At 61.8% G+C, this 15872-nt stretch carries 17 protein-coding genes; 8 read left to right on the top strand and 9 right to left on the bottom strand.

Annotated elements, in window-relative coordinates:
• The first annotated feature begins 988 nt into the window (after positions 1 to 988).
• Entirely contained in the window at positions 989 to 1276 is a 288-nt protein-coding gene (locus NF876_RS02120) for a hypothetical protein (RefSeq protein ID WP_262267359.1), read from the top strand.
• Positions 1277 to 1367: 91 nt separating this feature from the next.
• On the opposite strand, the gene NF876_RS02115 is transcribed toward NF876_RS02120, so the two are convergent.
• On the bottom strand, positions 1368 to 1562 hold the full coding sequence (locus NF876_RS02115; protein ID WP_262267358.1) for a hypothetical protein: 195 nt from the start codon (positions 1560 to 1562) through the stop codon (positions 1368 to 1370).
• Positions 1563 to 1856: 294 nt separating this feature from the next.
• On the opposite strand from NF876_RS02115, the gene NF876_RS02110 reads away from it, so the two are divergent.
• The gene (locus NF876_RS02110; RefSeq protein WP_262267357.1) at positions 1857 to 2654 is read left to right on the top strand and encodes a LuxR C-terminal-related transcriptional regulator; all 798 of its coding nucleotides are present in this window, start codon (positions 1857 to 1859) and stop codon (positions 2652 to 2654) included.
• A gap of 57 nt (positions 2655 to 2711) precedes the next feature.
• Here the strand turns inward: NF876_RS02110 and NF876_RS02105 are convergent, their stop codons facing one another.
• Positions 2712 to 2852, bottom strand: coding sequence for a hypothetical protein (locus NF876_RS02105; protein ID WP_262267356.1), 141 nt, complete (start codon positions 2850 to 2852; stop codon positions 2712 to 2714).
• Between the two features lie 42 nt (positions 2853 to 2894).
• Here NF876_RS02105 and NF876_RS02100 point away from each other — a divergent pair, with 42 nt between their 5' ends.
• Together NF876_RS02100 and NF876_RS02095 are read left to right on the top strand one after the other, a co-directional pair.
• Entirely contained in the window at positions 2895 to 3572 is a 678-nt protein-coding gene (locus tag NF876_RS02100; RefSeq protein ID WP_262267355.1) for a CYTH domain-containing protein, read from the top strand.
• A 207-nt stretch (positions 3573 to 3779) separates the two neighbouring features.
• The gene (locus NF876_RS02095) at positions 3780 to 4043 is read left to right on the top strand and encodes a hypothetical protein (RefSeq protein WP_262267354.1); all 264 of its coding nucleotides are present in this window, start codon (positions 3780 to 3782) and stop codon (positions 4041 to 4043) included.
• A gap of 159 nt (positions 4044 to 4202) precedes the next feature.
• On the opposite strand, the gene NF876_RS43345 is transcribed toward NF876_RS02095, so the two are convergent.
• Complete coding sequence (locus NF876_RS43345) at positions 4203 to 4463, bottom strand: PilZ domain-containing protein (protein WP_373696611.1); 261 nt, start codon at positions 4461 to 4463, stop codon at positions 4203 to 4205.
• Between the two features lie 452 nt (positions 4464 to 4915).
• Positions 4916 to 6193 (bottom strand): type IV secretory system conjugative DNA transfer family protein, encoded by a 1278-nt coding sequence (locus tag NF876_RS02090; protein WP_262267353.1) that lies wholly within the window; start codon positions 6191 to 6193, stop codon positions 4916 to 4918.
• 474 nt (positions 6194 to 6667) lie between these two features.
• On the opposite strand from NF876_RS02090, the gene NF876_RS02085 reads away from it, so the two are divergent.
• On the top strand, positions 6668 to 7444 hold the full coding sequence (locus NF876_RS02085) for a hypothetical protein (RefSeq protein ID WP_262267352.1): 777 nt from the start codon (positions 6668 to 6670) through the stop codon (positions 7442 to 7444).
• Between the two features lie 87 nt (positions 7445 to 7531).
• Here NF876_RS02085 and NF876_RS02080 read toward each other — a convergent pair whose 3' ends face one another.
• Complete coding sequence (locus NF876_RS02080; RefSeq protein ID WP_262267351.1) at positions 7532 to 7885, bottom strand: hypothetical protein; 354 nt, start codon at positions 7883 to 7885, stop codon at positions 7532 to 7534.
• A 354-nt stretch (positions 7886 to 8239) separates the two neighbouring features.
• Here NF876_RS02080 and NF876_RS02075 point away from each other — a divergent pair, with 354 nt between their 5' ends.
• A complete protein-coding gene (locus NF876_RS02075) occupies positions 8240 to 8950 on the top strand; it encodes a DJ-1/PfpI family protein (RefSeq protein ID WP_262267350.1) in 711 nt (236 codons plus the stop codon).
• A gap of 838 nt (positions 8951 to 9788) precedes the next feature.
• Here the strand turns inward: NF876_RS02075 and NF876_RS43340 are convergent.
• The 4 genes from NF876_RS43340 to ybiA all read right to left on the bottom strand — a co-directional run bounded on the left by NF876_RS43340 (position 9789) and on the right by ybiA (position 14271).
• Positions 9789 to 10010: a metallophosphoesterase family protein gene (locus tag NF876_RS43340; protein ID WP_373371523.1), complete on the bottom strand. Its 222-nt coding sequence runs from the start codon at positions 10008 to 10010 to the stop codon at positions 9789 to 9791.
• An 853-nt stretch (positions 10011 to 10863) separates the two neighbouring features.
• Positions 10864 to 11826: a PfkB family carbohydrate kinase gene (locus NF876_RS02065; protein ID WP_262267349.1), complete on the bottom strand. Its 963-nt coding sequence runs from the start codon at positions 11824 to 11826 to the stop codon at positions 10864 to 10866.
• A gap of 37 nt (positions 11827 to 11863) precedes the next feature.
• Positions 11864 to 13750 carry a hypothetical protein gene (locus NF876_RS02060; protein WP_262267348.1) on the bottom strand — a complete coding sequence of 629 codons (1887 nt, stop codon included), beginning with the start codon at positions 13748 to 13750 and terminating at the stop codon, positions 11864 to 11866.
• A gap of 32 nt (positions 13751 to 13782) precedes the next feature.
• Positions 13783 to 14271, bottom strand: a complete 489-nt coding sequence (ybiA, locus tag NF876_RS02055) for a riboflavin biosynthesis intermediates N-glycosidase (protein ID WP_262267347.1) — start codon at positions 14269 to 14271, stop codon at positions 13783 to 13785.
• 254 nt (positions 14272 to 14525) lie between these two features.
• On the opposite strand from ybiA, the gene NF876_RS02050 reads away from it, so the two are divergent.
• Together NF876_RS02050 and NF876_RS02045 are read left to right on the top strand one after the other, a co-directional pair.
• Complete coding sequence (locus NF876_RS02050) at positions 14526 to 14723, top strand: hypothetical protein (protein WP_262267346.1); 198 nt, start codon at positions 14526 to 14528, stop codon at positions 14721 to 14723.
• A gap of 65 nt (positions 14724 to 14788) precedes the next feature.
• Positions 14789 to 15871: a phosphoribosyltransferase-like protein gene (locus NF876_RS02045; RefSeq protein WP_262267345.1), complete on the top strand. Its 1083-nt coding sequence runs from the start codon at positions 14789 to 14791 to the stop codon at positions 15869 to 15871.
• The last annotated feature ends 1 nt before the right edge of the window (position 15872 follow it).

Here is a 15872-nt window from a genome sequence, read left to right as displayed (position 1 = left end):
CTAAGGCCACATTGTTAGGCGCCTGTGCTGATTCCGATACAGCCAAAGCGCTGGCCATCAGGCATATTGGTCGCGTCCTTGAAGGAACGGCTGGGGTCCGAATCTCCCTGGAAGGGGAGCGCCTCTGCTACGCACGAGGCGCTTCTCTTTACCAGGACAGGACGTGATCGCACGATCATCATGGATGGGAGTCAGGATGAGCTCTCGCGACAAGTGCTGATCGCTACGCTGGTGATCTCGACCTGGCATATGAGCGGAAACGCGGGGTCCTCAGCAGAGGCTCACGCGGCGCTACGCTGACGGCGCCGATGCTCGCAAAGCTCACGGACGAGTGCCGCATCAGGCAGCAGCCCTCCAGGCAGTCACCTGCGGCCCTCCCAAACCCACCTGAATTCCGCTTCAAACTCGGATCCCTTCATGCGGCGGACTACCGTCGACAGACTACCACGGTGAGCCTGAGATAATTGGCCAACCGACGCAAGGCGCCCGAAATGAGGTGGCAGGATCGAGCGCTGCTCGGCCAGGTCGAGCCAAAAAGGAAACGCTCCAGCCAAGAGAGGTTCGCTTTAACTCTCAGCCGGAGCGCCGTAACTCCCGTAGGGGCAACTACTTGAGCCACGTCTCATAGGCTAAGGGGTCTCCATCCATCCGCAACTGAGCAAGAGGAGTGGGTCTTTGGTCCTGGACCACGCCCTGTTTCCTTTCAGGAGTAGCTCCGAAATACAAGGGTTTCGGCGAAGGTCGCTCGGTCCATCAGCCGGTTGAGGGATGATCACAGGCTTCTGCGCATTCTCCGGCGGCTGTCGATCTCACAAGCGGATCCAACCTTGAATCTGACGGACGTAAGGACAGAAGAGCCAATCAGCTTTCTCCTAAAGGCCTATGTGCCGGGCTCGAAATTTGAAGCAGCATTGGCGGACCTGAGAGCGGCTATCGGCAAAACCGGAGGCGCTTAACAGGATCGGCAGCACCGGGACGAGAGGCGAAGATGAATCGAGAACAGCAAGCCGCTCGGATCGAGAAGATCGTTGCGACTATTGCCGAGCGGGCCGTCAGCGTGCCTCCTGATCACCGCTCCGCCTACATCCGGGATGAAGTTGAGAAGGTGCGGCAAGCCTTCCTGCAGACCTATGAGGCTGATGAGGGGCTGAGGGGCTACGCCATGGAGTTCGTCGACAAGATGAGCGAGTGGATCGAGGCCCGAGTTCACGCGCTGGAGACCGGGGCATCCGGCGAGGCCAAAGCGGGGGAGGGAAGGGAGGAGCTAAAGTCCTGAGCCAGGAGCGTGGCATCGCGCAGATGGAGCGATCGGCGTTGCAGTCGACGCAGTGAATCTCTCGCATGGCAGACCAGGACGGAGGTTCTGATCAGATTCCAAACGCGGCTGGAGCCGCTCCCCACAGCCACAGGGGCTTGCCAGGCGGCCGTGGCGTTCGCTCGCTTGAGCTGATCGGGACGATGATGGAAGTCATGCCACCATAGATAACAATGTAGCCTTGCCGCCTGAGATCGCGCTCGGCCTCGTTCAGGGTTTCGAGCCAGGGGCGGAGAAAGTTCAGCATGCGAGCCTCACATCAGGAGAGTTCCTTCGGCTAAGCAAGAACCATGCCCAGAAGTCCGATAAGGCCCGTCGCTAGCGCGGGCAAGCAGCCCTTGAGACGTTGGCTAACCCATCTCATCCCACGGCGCAGCAAGGGATCCCTATGCTCTACCCTCCAGGGGGCTGAGACACAGAGGCCCGCCCACAACTTCGTTAAGCACAGCTGAATGGTGCCTTGCCCTTACGTACTAATGCGTACCTCTTAATGAGTAGATTGGGTCGCATTCCCTTGCCCAGCCAGGATTCTTCATCATTGATGAACATGCAGGATTGGCTTGGGGCGACACGACGGGGGCAGGGGATGTTTGGCGATCAATACGGCTGTGCGGTCGGCTCGAACGGCGAGGCAGGTCGCTCCGATCAGCAGATCGTCACTTCATTGCTCTGCGGAAACGCGCTGCTGGGCGCGGGGCTCACGCATCTGCTGACGGGGACCCGCTTTAAGGTTATCGACGGAGGACGCCCCGGAGAGAGCGTGTTAGCTGGTCAGGCTGATCCAGTCCCGGCCCTGTATGTCATTGACGCCAGCGGATCGCCCCAGCAAACAATCACCCTTGTTGAAGACGCCAAGCGGCATCACCCCTCGGCTCGCATCGTGGTCATCGCCACGAGCTTTGATCTTGGCCTGGTCCGGCTTGCGGTCGCGGCCGGGGTGGATAGCTTCTGCCTCGCCACAGTTGACCGTGAGGTGCTGATCAACGTCCTCGAGCTGACAGTTCTGGGCGAGCCGATTCTGCCGCGGAGCGTGCTCCAGTCCATGCTCGATGAAGCGTCCACGGTTTCGGCTTTGGCTCGCACCCCTTCGGGATCCGAGCACAGCGCTCCTGATCCGAAGGTGGGCAAGCTGTCGCCTCGCGAGACGGTCATCCTGCAGTCGCTGATGGGTGGGGAGGCCAACAAGGTCATTGCCCGGAAGCTCGAGATCACGGAATCGACGATCAAGGTTCACGTGAAGTCGATCCTGCGCAAGATCGGGGCTGCCAACCGCACCCAAGCCGCCATGTGGGCCAACGAGAACCTCCGACCTGGCGATCGCCCTGTCCTCAATGCTTAGCACCTCACCAGAGAGGGTGGTCGCCAACAACCTTCTGCTGAGGATCATCTCGGCTCATCACCGTCCTTCGGTGCCCACCGAGACATCGGACGCGATCAGGAGATGCTGGTCGAGTTCCGGGTTAACCACCGGGTTGCATTTGAAGCAGATCCCGCCAAACTGTCGTGCCCTGTCGGTCGTCGCAATGTAACATTGCATCGATTTGATCGACCAGCACCTCTTGTGGAAGGCGGACACCCGATGAGCACCACCCGTGTCTTTCTGCTCGCCTCCTCCCTGGCTCGATTGATCGAGAGGGAGAGAGGAGGTCAGCTTGTCCGACGAGGCTACTTCCCGGAAGGACCAAGCCGCAGCACCCATGTCCAGCTGGAAGGCGAAGCAGGGCACCTTGTCCTGGTCTCCCCTCATCCCGCCGGGATGCACGAGGATCTGACCGCGATCTCCCGCCTGCAGGCCGAGGCTCTGCTCGAGTTGGCTGCCGGACAGGTCGAACTCCAGAATGTCAGCGTGGACATCGGCTCCCACATCGCCGCCGTCCACCGCTTCATCAGTCCGGGACCGCTCGATCTGATCACTATCGTGTTCAAGCAGGACAAGGCCGCGCGAAAGTTCCGGCCTCCGGCCTGGTTCGGGCCTGAGGTCACCAGTGATCCCAACTATCAAACCCGCGCCATCGCTCTGGCCGGTCTGCCATCCCCTGCAATGATAGAGGTCACGGACGCAGCCCTCCACAGCCTGCTCGATATCTTGGACAATCGCGCTGGCGAGCCCCAGCCGCAGCCATCCCAGGCGGCGCGTGCGCCTGAGGCTTCGGAGCCGGTCTTAGATCCTGCGGCCGAACAGGAATTCGACAGGCTCAACATCGAAGACAGCGTGATCCGGGAACTCGCCCGCTCATTGCAGCCACAGGGACGCTGATCTTGTCGTCAAGATAGTTGAGCTTGCATCGGAGAGGATCCTTGCCTGGATCCATGCAGGGAAAGCACTGGCGGCTTGATCAGCTCGGGGTGTCTGTGTCAGGGGAGGCACAGGTCATCCGCCGAGGATGAGGACAATTGATGGTTGCCGCCCAGGCCGAAAATGATGATGGATTGATCGGCAACTCGCCTCTGACAAGAACCGACAATGACCTACAGCCTGATCCAGCTGGCGCCCGGCGCCTATGATCTCCTCCTGAATGGAGAGGTCGTGGGTAGTGTGGTGCGCAACAGCTCCTATCAGCCTTATACGTGGACAGCGGAACTCCTCGAGGATTTACCGCCAGCACGCAGGCCAGCACCCTTTACCGACCTCGAGCATGTCTTCGCCTCGCTGGAGGATCTTTGTGATTGGCTCGGAAATCCGGCGATGAAAACCAACAATCGCCATGGTGACGCCTGGGAGCGGTGAGCATCCCCTTTCGATGGAGTTCAGACAGGATGCTGATCCGCGTTCACCAGTGGTTCAGTGGTGGGCCGGCATCTTAGGATACCGGTTGCCCGACCGTACTCCCGGCCAAGCCCAGGACCCTCGCTCCCTCTCATCGTTGGACTTGGTCGGGTTCTAGCCTCAATCCGTAAATGTCGCCCCATAATGGACCCCGTCTGTCCAGATCAAGCGAACCCGAGCGGCCGCCCCATGGTCTGGCATTTGCAGCTGAAACTCCATGGGAATGTCGGCTGGCTCAGACACCACAAGACGCACTCCGGTCTGAGACAAATCCCAAATGGCGCATTCAATCTGTGCCGGAGCCGTCTTGTCTGCGATCCACCCTTTCAAGGGGGCGCAGAAGCGCTCACTCGAACGACGCTCGGGCGTTCCAAAGGACATGCACATGTTCCTACGACGGCGGAAGGCCACTGATAGGAGAGCAGGCTGACTTGGGGCTTTGCTGCTGAGAGAGCCGGCAGACCCGATATCGCGCCAGGTCCGACGAGGAGCCCGGGAGGGCAGTCCATCCGTGCCAACTCCCGGGGCTCGTCGATAGCTGTCGTCGACAGGCAGCCGAGATCAGACTGAGCTGATTTGCCGGAGGTGACAAGCGGCTCAATTGGGGCGCGGCAGCGTGGCACACTTCTCGAGATCCAGTATAGACGCACCTCCGGGCAGCCGGTTCTCAATTGGCGGACGGCCATGAGCCACAGGTTTCCCGAAGTCGTAGTCGATCGAAAGAAACTCATCTCTGATCCAAAACTTTGACTGATCATCCTGCTGAGGCCAGAAACGGCCTTGTTGCAGACCGCGCCAGAGATTTCCGCGTCTGAAACCTCTGGCGCGGTTTTCTAAAGATCTCTGGGGGCCGGTAGGAGGAAGGATCCCATCGCCTGGGACGGCCGCAAAATGGGCTTTTCAGGTCCTTTGACCACGAATCGGGTAGCGGCTGGATCGAAGTCGAGTTCCAGGTCCATCGCAGCCTTGAGAGCTTCAGCGTTGGCCGGTCCATAGAGCCGGTCAAGAGACGCCGCATCGTCAGCGGAAACGAGAATTGAAAGATCCGTCTTCTTGGCGGCTGCGGCCAGCTCTGTCATTCCCGAGATCGGCTCGGCCTGATCGGTGTTTGTGAAGATGAACACGGCTGGCCGCTGTGGCTTGTCAGCCGCCTGTTCGCTGCGGCCGTGGATCGCTTCGTCAATGATCTGCTGCCACAGGAGGCGGGTCAGGAGATTGTAGGCCGCGGCATGCGGGCCGTGTCGGGTCGGGCAGCACACATAAACGGTTGCCGGGCCGCTGATCTCGACCCCCTCAGAGGTACTGATGTTCCGGTGGGCCGCCCACTGGCCGCGCGGATCGCCGGAAGCCCAGGACGTCTCGGGAGTATGAAAGGGCACCAACCGTTGCACGATCGCGTCATGGATCACCCGACGGCGCTCATCGGAAAGAGCCGCGTAGGCGCGCAATTCGAATAGTGCCCTTGGGCTCCCGGACCTGTCGGCGGCGGCAACATAATCAGCAGCTTGATCGTCAAGATGGTGCTCGATGAGGACCGTGCACAGCCCCATCAAGGTCGGCTCGACCAGACGCAATCCGCCGATGTTCGCGACCTGAGCGGTGGCGAGCTCCAGCAGGCCCCAAAGAGCGGAGATTGCTTCCTGCTCGATGGTGTCGTTGCCATCATTCGTTTTGATCTCTGGAATCCGATCGTATCGTTCTGCCCATTGGGTGATGAACGTTTCCGCGATGTTGCGCAGCCGTCGGGAGCGGGTTTCCGGATCGGTGCCCAGATTGATGTCAGCGAGTGGATTGTAGGAGCTCCCGCTGTGCCACCGAATGCGTGAGACGGGTCCCAGTTTGGCCCGGGTAGCAGCGGTGAGGTCGTAAACCTCTCCGGTCGGGTCGTCGACGATGTAGCTCGCCGATGTGCCCCGCAGAAGGGTCGGGACGATCACCCTCTCCACCCGCTGGCGCGAGCTGGCTCCAAGGAGGAGGGTGTTCGCGTTCCGGGTCGTGCCGTGCGGAACGCCCCGGCGGTCCTCCCCGAGCGTGAGGATCGCACCGTGGGGAGCGATGATGGCATCTTTAGAGAGCCCTAGTCCAAAGAGTTTTTTGAGAAGGTCTTTCACGTGGTCTGATCCGTTCGGGTGGACAGGAAAGAGAAAGCGACTGAGAAGTTCGAAATTCTGTTACGCAGGAGAGGAACGCACAGGTCCACGTTTTGCAGAACTTTGCGGCAGGTTTTCGCAGCCAGGCGAGAACAACGACACGCTCGGCGTCCATCGCCGGGGTACGTCATCCCCGTCCGCACACGGAACCTGCGGAACGGTCCCTGGTGACGGCGGTCGCGAGCAGGCTAAAGGTCGCTCAGATCGCCCGATATGAAAGGCGCTCCTGATGCTCGGGTTCTTAGCGGGACAAAAACACTCGAACTTGTCCAAGCCCACGGCAGGACTTCCGGACGTCTTGGAGCCCTTCGCGGCCGAAGGGGCGTCGCGGCTATCGCCGCCAGATACCATGGGTGGACCGGCCTGAAATCGTCACATTCGTACGCGACGTCGGAGGTGACGCTTCGTTAACCATCAGCTCGCCCAAGGCCACCAATGCTCCGACCCCTTGTTGCCCTTGCCCTCGTGCTCGCGACGCCGGCCTTTGCTCAGACCAATAGCCGTCCCGACATCATCCGCGGCCTCTGCCGTCCTGATGGCTGCGACGAGTTCGCCATCCTGGCGGCCTCTCCTCTGACCAGGACAGGGGAGGGCACACTCATGCAAACCCGGGTGAAGACCTTCCATGCCAGCTCAAGCGGACGCAGGGAACTCAGTGAGGAGAACGGGTATGTGTACTGTTCGCGAACCAAGCCAGCGATTGTGGCCGAGAAGGCTGGGCGCACGATGGCGTTTTATCTCGCGCCGTTCGCCACCCGGGAGAGCCGCGAGACCATCCGTCAGAACGCCAACTTCCATGCCTTGTACTTCAGCATCTGCCATGGCATGGAAGCGGGCCGGGCGGCGGTCCGGAACCTGCCGGGTGTCGCCCAGGAGCTCGGCTACAGGGTTGCTCTGCCCCAGTCGCAGTCTGTGGCCCTGAGCGGGGTCGAGGACATCCTGCCGCCTGAGAACCGGCGCTCAGCCGAGGCGAGGAATGACAGGCACTCGGCGCCGCCAGCGAGCACGCCGCCTGCCGTGGCTCAGCGGGACTGGGCTATCGACGGGCCGGCTGGCGAATTCGGAGGATACCGTGAGGCGATGCCACCCCGTCCGCTGCCTGATAATGTGGAGCGGGAGGAGGGGCTGCTGGCCGGTCCGCGCCGCCTGACCAACCGCGCCTTTGATGCCCTTGATGAGGTAGGCGACTGGATGCTCGGACGGCGATACTGATCCGAAGGCAGAAGTGCTATTTGTCATGGCGCCAGCGTAAGCTGTCCCCAATAATCTTCGGACAAGAAGTAGCCCATGAGCCCGTCGTCACAATGGACCCTGTTCCTCGCCCGCCCTGGACGAGAGCGGCAGCACGTCATCCGGGATCCTCAGGGCGAGCCCCGGATCCTCTTTGGTGAGGACGATGGCACACGGATCAACGATCGTCTGGCGAGATATCTTGTCGAGAGCCTGAATGCGGGTCTCGTTGTTGACGACCCGAACCTGGACGAGGGCTGGTTCCTCGACAGCTCGGGCGACGGTAACGAGCAGGATCCGGCCATTCTCATTTGCGACCCCGATTTCGAGATCCGGCTCGAGATCCTCGATACGGGCAGCCTTGAAGAGGATCGGGCGCTGGGCCGAAAGGTTGTGGCCCTGATCAATACCTACTTCACCCAAAACGAAGTTTCACAGCCAAGCGCTGCCTCCGACAGCGCTTCACCAGAGAGGCAGCAAACCGGCTCCCAACGTGGAACCATTGAGAAGAGAAAATTCTCCCGGTCAGGTCCATGACCGACACCCGCTAAGGACTTTTTGTCAAAATACCTGTTGCCAGCCAAGTCTTGTGTAGGCGCAAAAGTTAAATTGTCAGCACTGAGCAAAGGCAAAATGTCCCATTTGCTATCCCTAATGAGCTCAGCTCATCTTTGCGTGTTCACGTGACCGGCAAGGCAAGGTGGATCACCACTGGGGAGCGTAAGCTGTAAGACGCCGCTCGCTTAGACACCCGCGATAGCTCCTCGGAGAGTGCCCATGCACGTTGTCATGCTCGCCTACCCCTGTATGACCCAACTGGACCTGACCGGGCCCTTTGAGGTGTTCGCCCGATTCGAGGAATTGTCTCTTCATCTGGCCTGGAAGTCCTCCGATCCGGTCGTCGATGGGAGTGGGCTGGGCCTGATACCGACCACCACCTTTGCCGATTGTCCGCAGGCGGACATCCTGTTTGGTCCTGGCGGGCCTGGGCAGATCAACCTTATGGCTGACAGGGAGGTTCTCACCTTTCTCCAGGCCCAGGCTGAAAACGCTACTTACGTGACCTCCGTGTGTACGGGGTCACTGGTATTGGCCGCCGCCGGTCTGCTGACGGGCCATCGTGCTACCTGCCACTGGCTGTCGCTCAACCAACTCGCCTATTTTGAAGCCGAGCCTGTGGCGGAACGTGTTGTGGTAGACCGCAACCGGGTGACCGGGGCGGGTGTCACTTCCGGGATCGATTTCGCTCTGACGCTCGCGGCAGCTCTGTTTGGTGAAGATCGGGCCCGGCGGGTGCAGCTATCCATGGAGTACGATCCCGAACCACCATTTCCTGGAGGATCTCCGAGCAGTTCTGACCCTGCTGTCATTGCGACGGTGCGGGAAGGATCGGCCGCCTTTCAGCAGCAGCGAGAAGAGGTGGCACAGACTGCGGCGGCTTTGAGAGCGCAATTTAGCCAGTGTTCAGTGAGCAGTACTGCCAAGTGATATTTGCCTCGGTGAGTTCCCTCGAAGGGCCACTCAGACTGACTCATTACTGGCTCCTCGTCAGCAGCGCTATACAAAACTTTTGGACACGTTCAAATGACACATCACCCAGTTCCATATAGCGTCGTCAGCGAAATCATGCGAGCAGGCGACCTGCACTAAGCTAATGGACTAGCAGCTCGGCAGGGGCTTCGGATGAGCACCGAAACAGCACGACTTCTTCTGCGGCGGTCGACCCGAGCAGATGTGCCAGCGCTTTACGGATTCCTCTGCGACGCTGAGGCGATGCGCTACACTCATCACGATCCTACCCTTCGAGGATAATTCATAGCCTGCCCGTTCTGAGCGCTTAGGCCCAGTCCGGCCGCCTCCGCTGCTCTGCCAGGATTGCAGCCGCATCCCAATCATGCTCAACGGCCATCATCTTGACGTGCCATCCACCTTTGGAGCGTTCGGCTAAGGCGTAGCGGGCATGCGGTGAACCAGCCGCCATTGTATGCGGGAAGGGAGCATCATCGTGAAAGGCTTGAAGCCCCACGCTGCTCGGGTTCACGATGAGCCGACCGTCGTCCAGGGTCATAACCCGCGGAATATGAGTGTGACCGCACAGGATCAGGGAGGCGCTGGTTTGGCCCGCCCGGGTGGTCGACTCATTCCGTATTGCCGGACGGCAGCTTCCATTCTCCAAGGTTTCGAGGAAGTAGGTGAGATCACTGTCTGGGGTCCCATGAACCGGGAGTACATCGTCCCCGATGAGAAGGGTCTGTGGCAGGGTGGCCATCCGGGCGCGCTGCTCGGAGCTTAAGTTCTGGGCAGCAAAAAGGTCCGAGGGCCCCATTTAATCCTGCGATATGGTGAGAAGCTGACGCTCATGATTGCCGCGTACGGTCGGCAATCCGAGGCTCATGAGCCGTTCGGCCGTCGCTGAGGGCTGCAACGGCCCGAAGACGGTATCTCCAAGATTGACGATCAGATCAGGGCTTTGCTGAGCGATATGCGCCAGCACGGCCTCCAAAGCAGCGTGTTTCCCATGAATATCCGCGATGGCTGCAATCTTCACAGCTACCACTGAGCAAATAAGGCGGGACCTGACAAGACTGCACCACGCTTACCTTTACTTCGCTGGGCAGCAAAGCCTCTGCGTTTCATGATAAGCGGCCTTAGCTGAAATCGATACGGCAGTCCTGCCCTGCTTCATGGGGTTTGTGGTTACCGGCACTGGCAACGGCGCGAGCTTTTTGAAAGGGAGCCTCGTCCTCCCGCGCAAGCTGTCCAAGCGTGCGAGCGCCCGCCGCGTCCGGAGAGGAGCAAAGCAAGCTCTGAGCTTCTGCCAATCATGAAGTGCCGTAGGTGCGCTGAGCACCCCGATGAGGTGGACGCCCCCTCGACAGCAGCACTGTGCCATGATGGCGCTGTCTATCAGCCATATACAAGGAGGCCTCCGCGGGAGAAGTTTGCACAATTGGATTTCTCCGTTCAGGTTGGACGAGTTGGGCTTTGCCGGCAAGCAGGCCCTGATCCGAACTGTGGTGCGACGGACCAAGATCGACCGCAACCACGTTGAAGTCGCCTTCCGCGTTCCACCGCCAACACCTGCAACCTCAAGCCTGTCGGAATCTCCCCCAGACAGCGATTTTCGGCGCCATTATACGGGCGATCGTGGAGCGCACGATTGTATGCTCGTGCGCGACGGCTGCCTGGCCAAGGGAGGGCTTGCCGGCCACCACTGAGATGGGGATCTACCTCGCGATCACGAAGCTGTTCCGGGCGAGCGCTTCCTGGCGGCCTATGCCCGTCGCCTCGATGTGTGGTCCGGTCCCGCGCTGGAGGTGGTGCGCCGCAACTCTGACAACCACATCGTGCTATTTAAGCCGTGATCGTGGTTGTCGGGGTGAAATCGTGGCGCTGCCCTGCTATGTCGAAGAGGCGAGGTGTGTGGTGCCGGCAGACCGCAGCCGCTGGGCAAGCGCGCGGAACGGGTCGGCTCCAAGAGCGTGAATCAGCCCTCGGGCGCCGATGTACTCGCAATTGAGAGCCGCCAATTCCTGGCCAAGACGCAGTGTTCCAGAGAGCACGGACCCGTCTACCTGCCAGCCGTGATCCAGGATTTGCCAGATCAGCGCTGCTGTGACCATATCGCCCGCTCCCGCCGTGTCGATCACTGACCGAGCGTCGACAGCCGGAAGGGAGATCCAGTCATCGTCCGGGGATAGCCGGAACTGCAGGCCGCGTGCGCCCAAGGTGATGATCATGGTTGACGCCGGCGGCAAGGCACCTGCGACGATCTCCGCCATCCGCTCGGCTGAGATTTTCACAATGTGCGCGAGTTCCATCGCCTGCCGGAAAAGGTCAGGGTCCCGGATGGCGGATGGCTCGAAGATGATGAGGGTACCCTGTTCGCGAGCCCATGTGGCAGCATGGAGAATAGGGGCGGACACACGGTCGAAGTACATCACTTGAGGAGGGACAGCATAGCGAATGAGGCGCTCGACGTCGGAGGCTTCGATGCTGGACCACCGGCCCAACGAGGTTCCGGTCAGGGGATCGACCCGGCGAAACTCATGATGCCCAGGGGCGCCACCGTCTTCGCGCGCGACGAGGTGCTCGATCACGGGCGTCACGATGCCGGGGTCGGCGCGCACCATCGACACGTCGCAGCCCAATCCTTCCATCTCGACTCGGACCTGCCGGCCGGGGACATCGGCTCCGATGCGATAGAGGCCTAGGGTGCGCGCGCCAAGGGCGGCCGCGTTCGCAAGGACGTTGCCGCTGCTCCCGCCGAGGGCACTGAACGCAGGCTTCCCGTCCGGGCTGAAGATCCGGTCGAGGGCCACGAAGCCCGTGGCAACCAGCAAGGGATGGCGAGCGTGTGTCATAACGGGCACCGGCTTTGGACAGTGTCAGGATCGCGGATCAGCGGGACGGAAGCAATTCCGGTTGGAAACGCCAACTGTCGCCACTCTGCGACAGCGCGGCGAGATAAAACAGCAAACCGTCAGGGCCGGAGCACCCTCCCGGAAGCAAGTTCCAGCACGTCGCCAAGTCCGGGGATACCCGATCCACACTGAGGGAGAGCGGAGCGGACAGAAGCTCAAAGTCGTTTCCCGGCCAGCCTCCCGAGTCGCCGATGCATAGGCTTTGCGCCTGAGGATCCACCCTTTGGCTTCGCAGCGTGGCCAAAAGGTTCAGTTTCGAGACCCCCTCGGCGAGCACATCAACTGTGTGACCCGAGCACAGCATTCTTCGGTTGGGCAGCCTCCCCGCGTCGACTCGTTGAGCCAGCAGCCTTCGCAAGGCGACGGGGCTAACGGGCCGGCGCGGAACGAGGGACAGTTGATATGGCTTCTCGCCCAGGCGATCCAACCACCGGGCGATTTCCTCATCGTCGGCGAGGGCGCGCGCAAAAGCGGCTAGCGATGGATCAGCCGGCAGGTTTCCGTTGGCGGGCGGAACCGCCAACGTGCCGATATGGCCGCCATTGTAATATCCGATCGTGATCGCCGGCCAATGCCGTTCGGGCAGGACGCTCTGGAGTTCCTCCGCGATGGAACCTCCACGGCCTGTTGCGAAGCCGATCCGCAAGCCGCGGTCGAGCAGGTGGACGAGGGCGTTTACGATGCCAGGACCGGGCGGGGTGCCCGCATGCCCGGTCCAGACGCACGTTCCGTCGTAATCGAGAACCAAGCTATCGATGGGCGTGTCGGCAAGCGCCGACATGAACGCTGCGGCCGCGGCGGCGATGGGCTTCGTGGTCGCGACCGGGACTCCCGCGTCCCGGGATGCCTGCGCCTTGCGCCGCACCGGGGGAGGCTCCAGCGCGGGCCGCACCCGCGCGAGGTCCTGTGCGTCGTAGAGAGCCCGTCCAAATTCCGCGACACCGGGCCGACCCGGGTCGACGCCTTGCGCCTGTCCGATCCCGCGGGTGAGCTCGTAGGCCGCGAGGAGGGCCGAGATTGGCCCACCGGGACGAGCGGAATCGATCTGCACCTTCACCCGTGGGATGGCGGCGGGAACCGCGGCCTCGATCGTCGTCCAGAGCGGCTCGCCCGTAGGCGACACAAAGCCGATCAGGACTGTCTCGGCGGCGCGGCGGTGAAGCCACACATGCCGGCCATGGGCGAAATTCCGCAGGTCAACGAGCTGCGCGTTGCACAGCGCAGCTTCCCACAGGTTTGTTTCCAGGACGGAGGCGGCGGGCTTGAGCAGTGGATCGTAGGCGATGATGGCCGTCGACCGTCGTAGTGCATCCCCCGTCGGGTCGTGGAGCAGAATGTCTACGCCCGCCTTCGGGACGATCTCCTCCATGGTGCCCGGCACGGCGTCCGGGTCAAGGGCGCGGGCAACGAGCACAGCGTTCATGAGGAGGCTGTGCGTCGCCAGAAAACCGTCTTTGGGCTCCCAAGGCTCGAAGAGGTGCAGGCAGGTTCGCGCAAGGTCGGCCGCGCGCGCTGTCAAGGCGGTCCCGGCCCGGTTGGTGAGGACCGAGATGCGGGCCGGCTCGACCTGGGCGGCAGCCTCCAAGGCAGCGGCAACATCGGCATTGGCCCCGCCGGCGCTGACAACCCAGACATGGCGGCCCTGGGCCCGCTCCGGCATCGCAGCGATCTCAAGGGGGGTCACGGCCTCCGCCGCGCGCCCGCCCACCCGACGTGCGGCGTCGGCGATAAGGAGGGCGGTGATGTAGGATCCGCCTGATCCTACCGCCAGGACATCGGCGACGCCGCTGAGCGCGAGATCCTGGCTCAGGCTTGAGACATCCTGCTCCATTGCCTTGCGCCACGTGAGCGGCAGGGTTTCCAATTTTGCGTCAAAAACGGTTCGCTGCACGGAATCTACGCATTTGCCACGGTCCTGGAGGGAGTGCTGTAGGCCGGACGCAGCTCCTCCCGGATCTCTTCCAGGAGGCGCCCAAGCGTGTTCTGGCCTTGGCCGTTGACCTCGCCCCAGAACCGGTTGACGGGCGAGTCAACGGTGGCGGACTCTATCAGCCGAGCGGCCCCGGTCGAGAGAAGAATATCGTGGAGGTCCCTATGCTGTGAGAATTTCGCCCGCAGCACGGCACGCATGCGGTCCACCTTGGTCCGCGACCAATTCGGCGCCACGTCCCAATAATAGAGGCCGTGCGCGGCCATGGCGAGGAGCGCCGGGCTGGGCGCGGCCATAAGCCACTCGCGGACCTCGGGCCGGCGGGCCTTTCCGAACTGGTAAGCGTGCTCGGCGGTCGGGAACGTCCGGCCCTCGAACTCCATCGTCCGTCGATAGAGATTGCTGAACACGCCATACGGCCGCTCGCTGGCCCGGTAAAAGCGAATCTCGTCCATTGGGACACCCCTTGCCCTTAACTCAATTTGTGCAATAAATGTATATGCAATAAATTGGAAAGGATCAAGCGGTGCGGCGCAGGCCCGGACGACCCAGGAGCAAGGTGAAAGGGGCGGATCGCGCGGTTGCGCGTATCCGTGCAGTGAAGGAAGAAATGCGCCTTTCGGATCAGGGGCTCGCTACCCTCGTGGGAGTCAATCAATCCAGCGTGCATCGGGCTCTGACCAGCCCGCGGCCAGCGTGGACCCCCACTATGCAAAAATTGTGGGCTTATGCAAAAACGCGGGAGCGGCGGAGACCGGCGGAGGGCTCCGCTGACGAGCTCGATGCCCTGCGCGGGCTGCTCCGTGACGCGTCCGGGGGCACGCTCGAAGGGCTTGAACGCCTCGCGCAGATCATTAGAGTGGTGGCCGAAATCCGTCGGGCCGCGATGCGCCCGGAACTCCCATAGTCAGCAAGACCGGGCGAGTCGCTGCCACAGGGCAGTCATGGCCGGCCCGCACACGTGTGTAGGCAATGAAACAGGCGCTCGCCGAGCGGATGCTCGCGGAAGTCATGCGGTGGGACGTCGGGCGGCTCGGCGAGGAGTGGCCTGTGCTCGATCGCATGGCGCGGCTCAAGTACGACGAGTACCAGCAGTTCCTGCCGGGGCGCAAATTTATCGAAAGCCTCGGGCTTTGGTTGTGGCAATTCAAAACCCTTGAGGAGCGCGAGGCGGCGTACGCCTGGGTCAAAAGGCGGTTGGTGTTCATCTCGACCCAAGAGATGCGCCAGCTGATCGAATCCGCGTTCCCTGACGTAGTGCAGCCGATTCTGCTCAGGAAGGCGGCTGGGCGGATCCCGAACTGCGCACCGCACCGCCTTCTCAAGGTCATGCACAGCCCCGAGTACCAGAGTGTCCGGCGTCGAAGCCTGTTCCTGGGCCTGAGCGACGGCGCGCGCATGGATATCTTCCGCCGCGCGGCGGGCCTGAGCAATGAGCAGGTATGGCAGGCCTACGAGGTTGGCGATCCCAAGGCGAAACGCTTCCTCAAGGACCTGCAGAAGGAAGAGGGTCCCGATGCGCGCTTCGAAACCATCTTCCTGATCGACGACTTCACAGCCAGCGGCACAAGCTACATTCGGAAGGACGATGGCAATTGGACCGGCAAGATCCAGAAGGCGGTCAATGAGATCCCGTCCGAGCTGGTCACGCCCGACCGGGAGATCCATATTATCCTGTACATCGCAACGACCGGGGCCCTGGTCCATATCGGGGATCACTTGGCCCGCTTCGCCGCCGAGAACCCGGTCGGGCCGGTGCCTAAGGCCGCGGCCGTGTACACGCTGTCCGGACAGGTGGCGGTGAGCGACCAGCACCCCGAGGATGCCGAATTCCTACGCCTCATCAGAGGGGAGGGATACTATCGGACGCGGCCAATGGACTCCCACGAGAAGAAGGGCCGCACCGACGACATGAGGCTGGGTTACGCGGGCTGCGCATTGCCCGTGGTTCTCGTTCATAATACGCCAAACAATTCCGTCTATCTCCTGTGGGCGAACGAGCCGGAAGCTGTGCATGGCCTGTTCCCACGAGTGACCCGGCACAAGGACATCTGAC

The sequence above is a fragment of the Microvirga yunnanensis genome (assembly GCF_025460875.1).
Note: the sequence above shows the minus strand (reverse complement) of the source record. Positions and strands in the feature narration are given on the sequence as shown.

Coding starts and splice junctions, on each gene's coding strand:
- NF876_RS02045 (WP_262267345.1), top strand. CDS start 14,789: ATGAAACAGGCGCTCGCCGAGCGGATGCTCGCGGAAGTCATGCGGTGG.
- NF876_RS02095 (WP_262267354.1), top strand. CDS start 3,780: ATGACCTACAGCCTGATCCAGCTGGCGCCCGGCGCCTATGATCTCCTC.
- NF876_RS02100 (WP_262267355.1), top strand. CDS start 2,895: ATGAGCACCACCCGTGTCTTTCTGCTCGCCTCCTCCCTGGCTCGATTG.
- ybiA (WP_262267347.1), bottom strand. CDS start 14,271: ATGGACGAGATTCGCTTTTACCGGGCCAGCGAGCGGCCGTATGGCGTG.
- NF876_RS02065 (WP_262267349.1), bottom strand. CDS start 11,826: ATGACACACGCTCGCCATCCCTTGCTGGTTGCCACGGGCTTCGTGGCC.
- NF876_RS43345 (WP_373696611.1), bottom strand. CDS start 4,463: ATGTCCTTTGGAACGCCCGAGCGTCGTTCGAGTGAGCGCTTCTGCGCC.
- NF876_RS02085 (WP_262267352.1), top strand. CDS start 6,668: ATGCTCCGACCCCTTGTTGCCCTTGCCCTCGTGCTCGCGACGCCGGCC.
- NF876_RS02110 (WP_262267357.1), top strand. CDS start 1,857: ATGAACATGCAGGATTGGCTTGGGGCGACACGACGGGGGCAGGGGATG.
- NF876_RS02115 (WP_262267358.1), bottom strand. CDS start 1,562: ATGCTGAACTTTCTCCGCCCCTGGCTCGAAACCCTGAACGAGGCCGAG.
- NF876_RS02050 (WP_262267346.1), top strand. CDS start 14,526: ATGCAAAAATTGTGGGCTTATGCAAAAACGCGGGAGCGGCGGAGACCG.
- NF876_RS02120 (WP_262267359.1), top strand. CDS start 989: ATGAATCGAGAACAGCAAGCCGCTCGGATCGAGAAGATCGTTGCGACT.
- NF876_RS02105 (WP_262267356.1), bottom strand. CDS start 2,852: ATGCAATGTTACATTGCGACGACCGACAGGGCACGACAGTTTGGCGGG.
- NF876_RS02075 (WP_262267350.1), top strand. CDS start 8,240: ATGCACGTTGTCATGCTCGCCTACCCCTGTATGACCCAACTGGACCTG.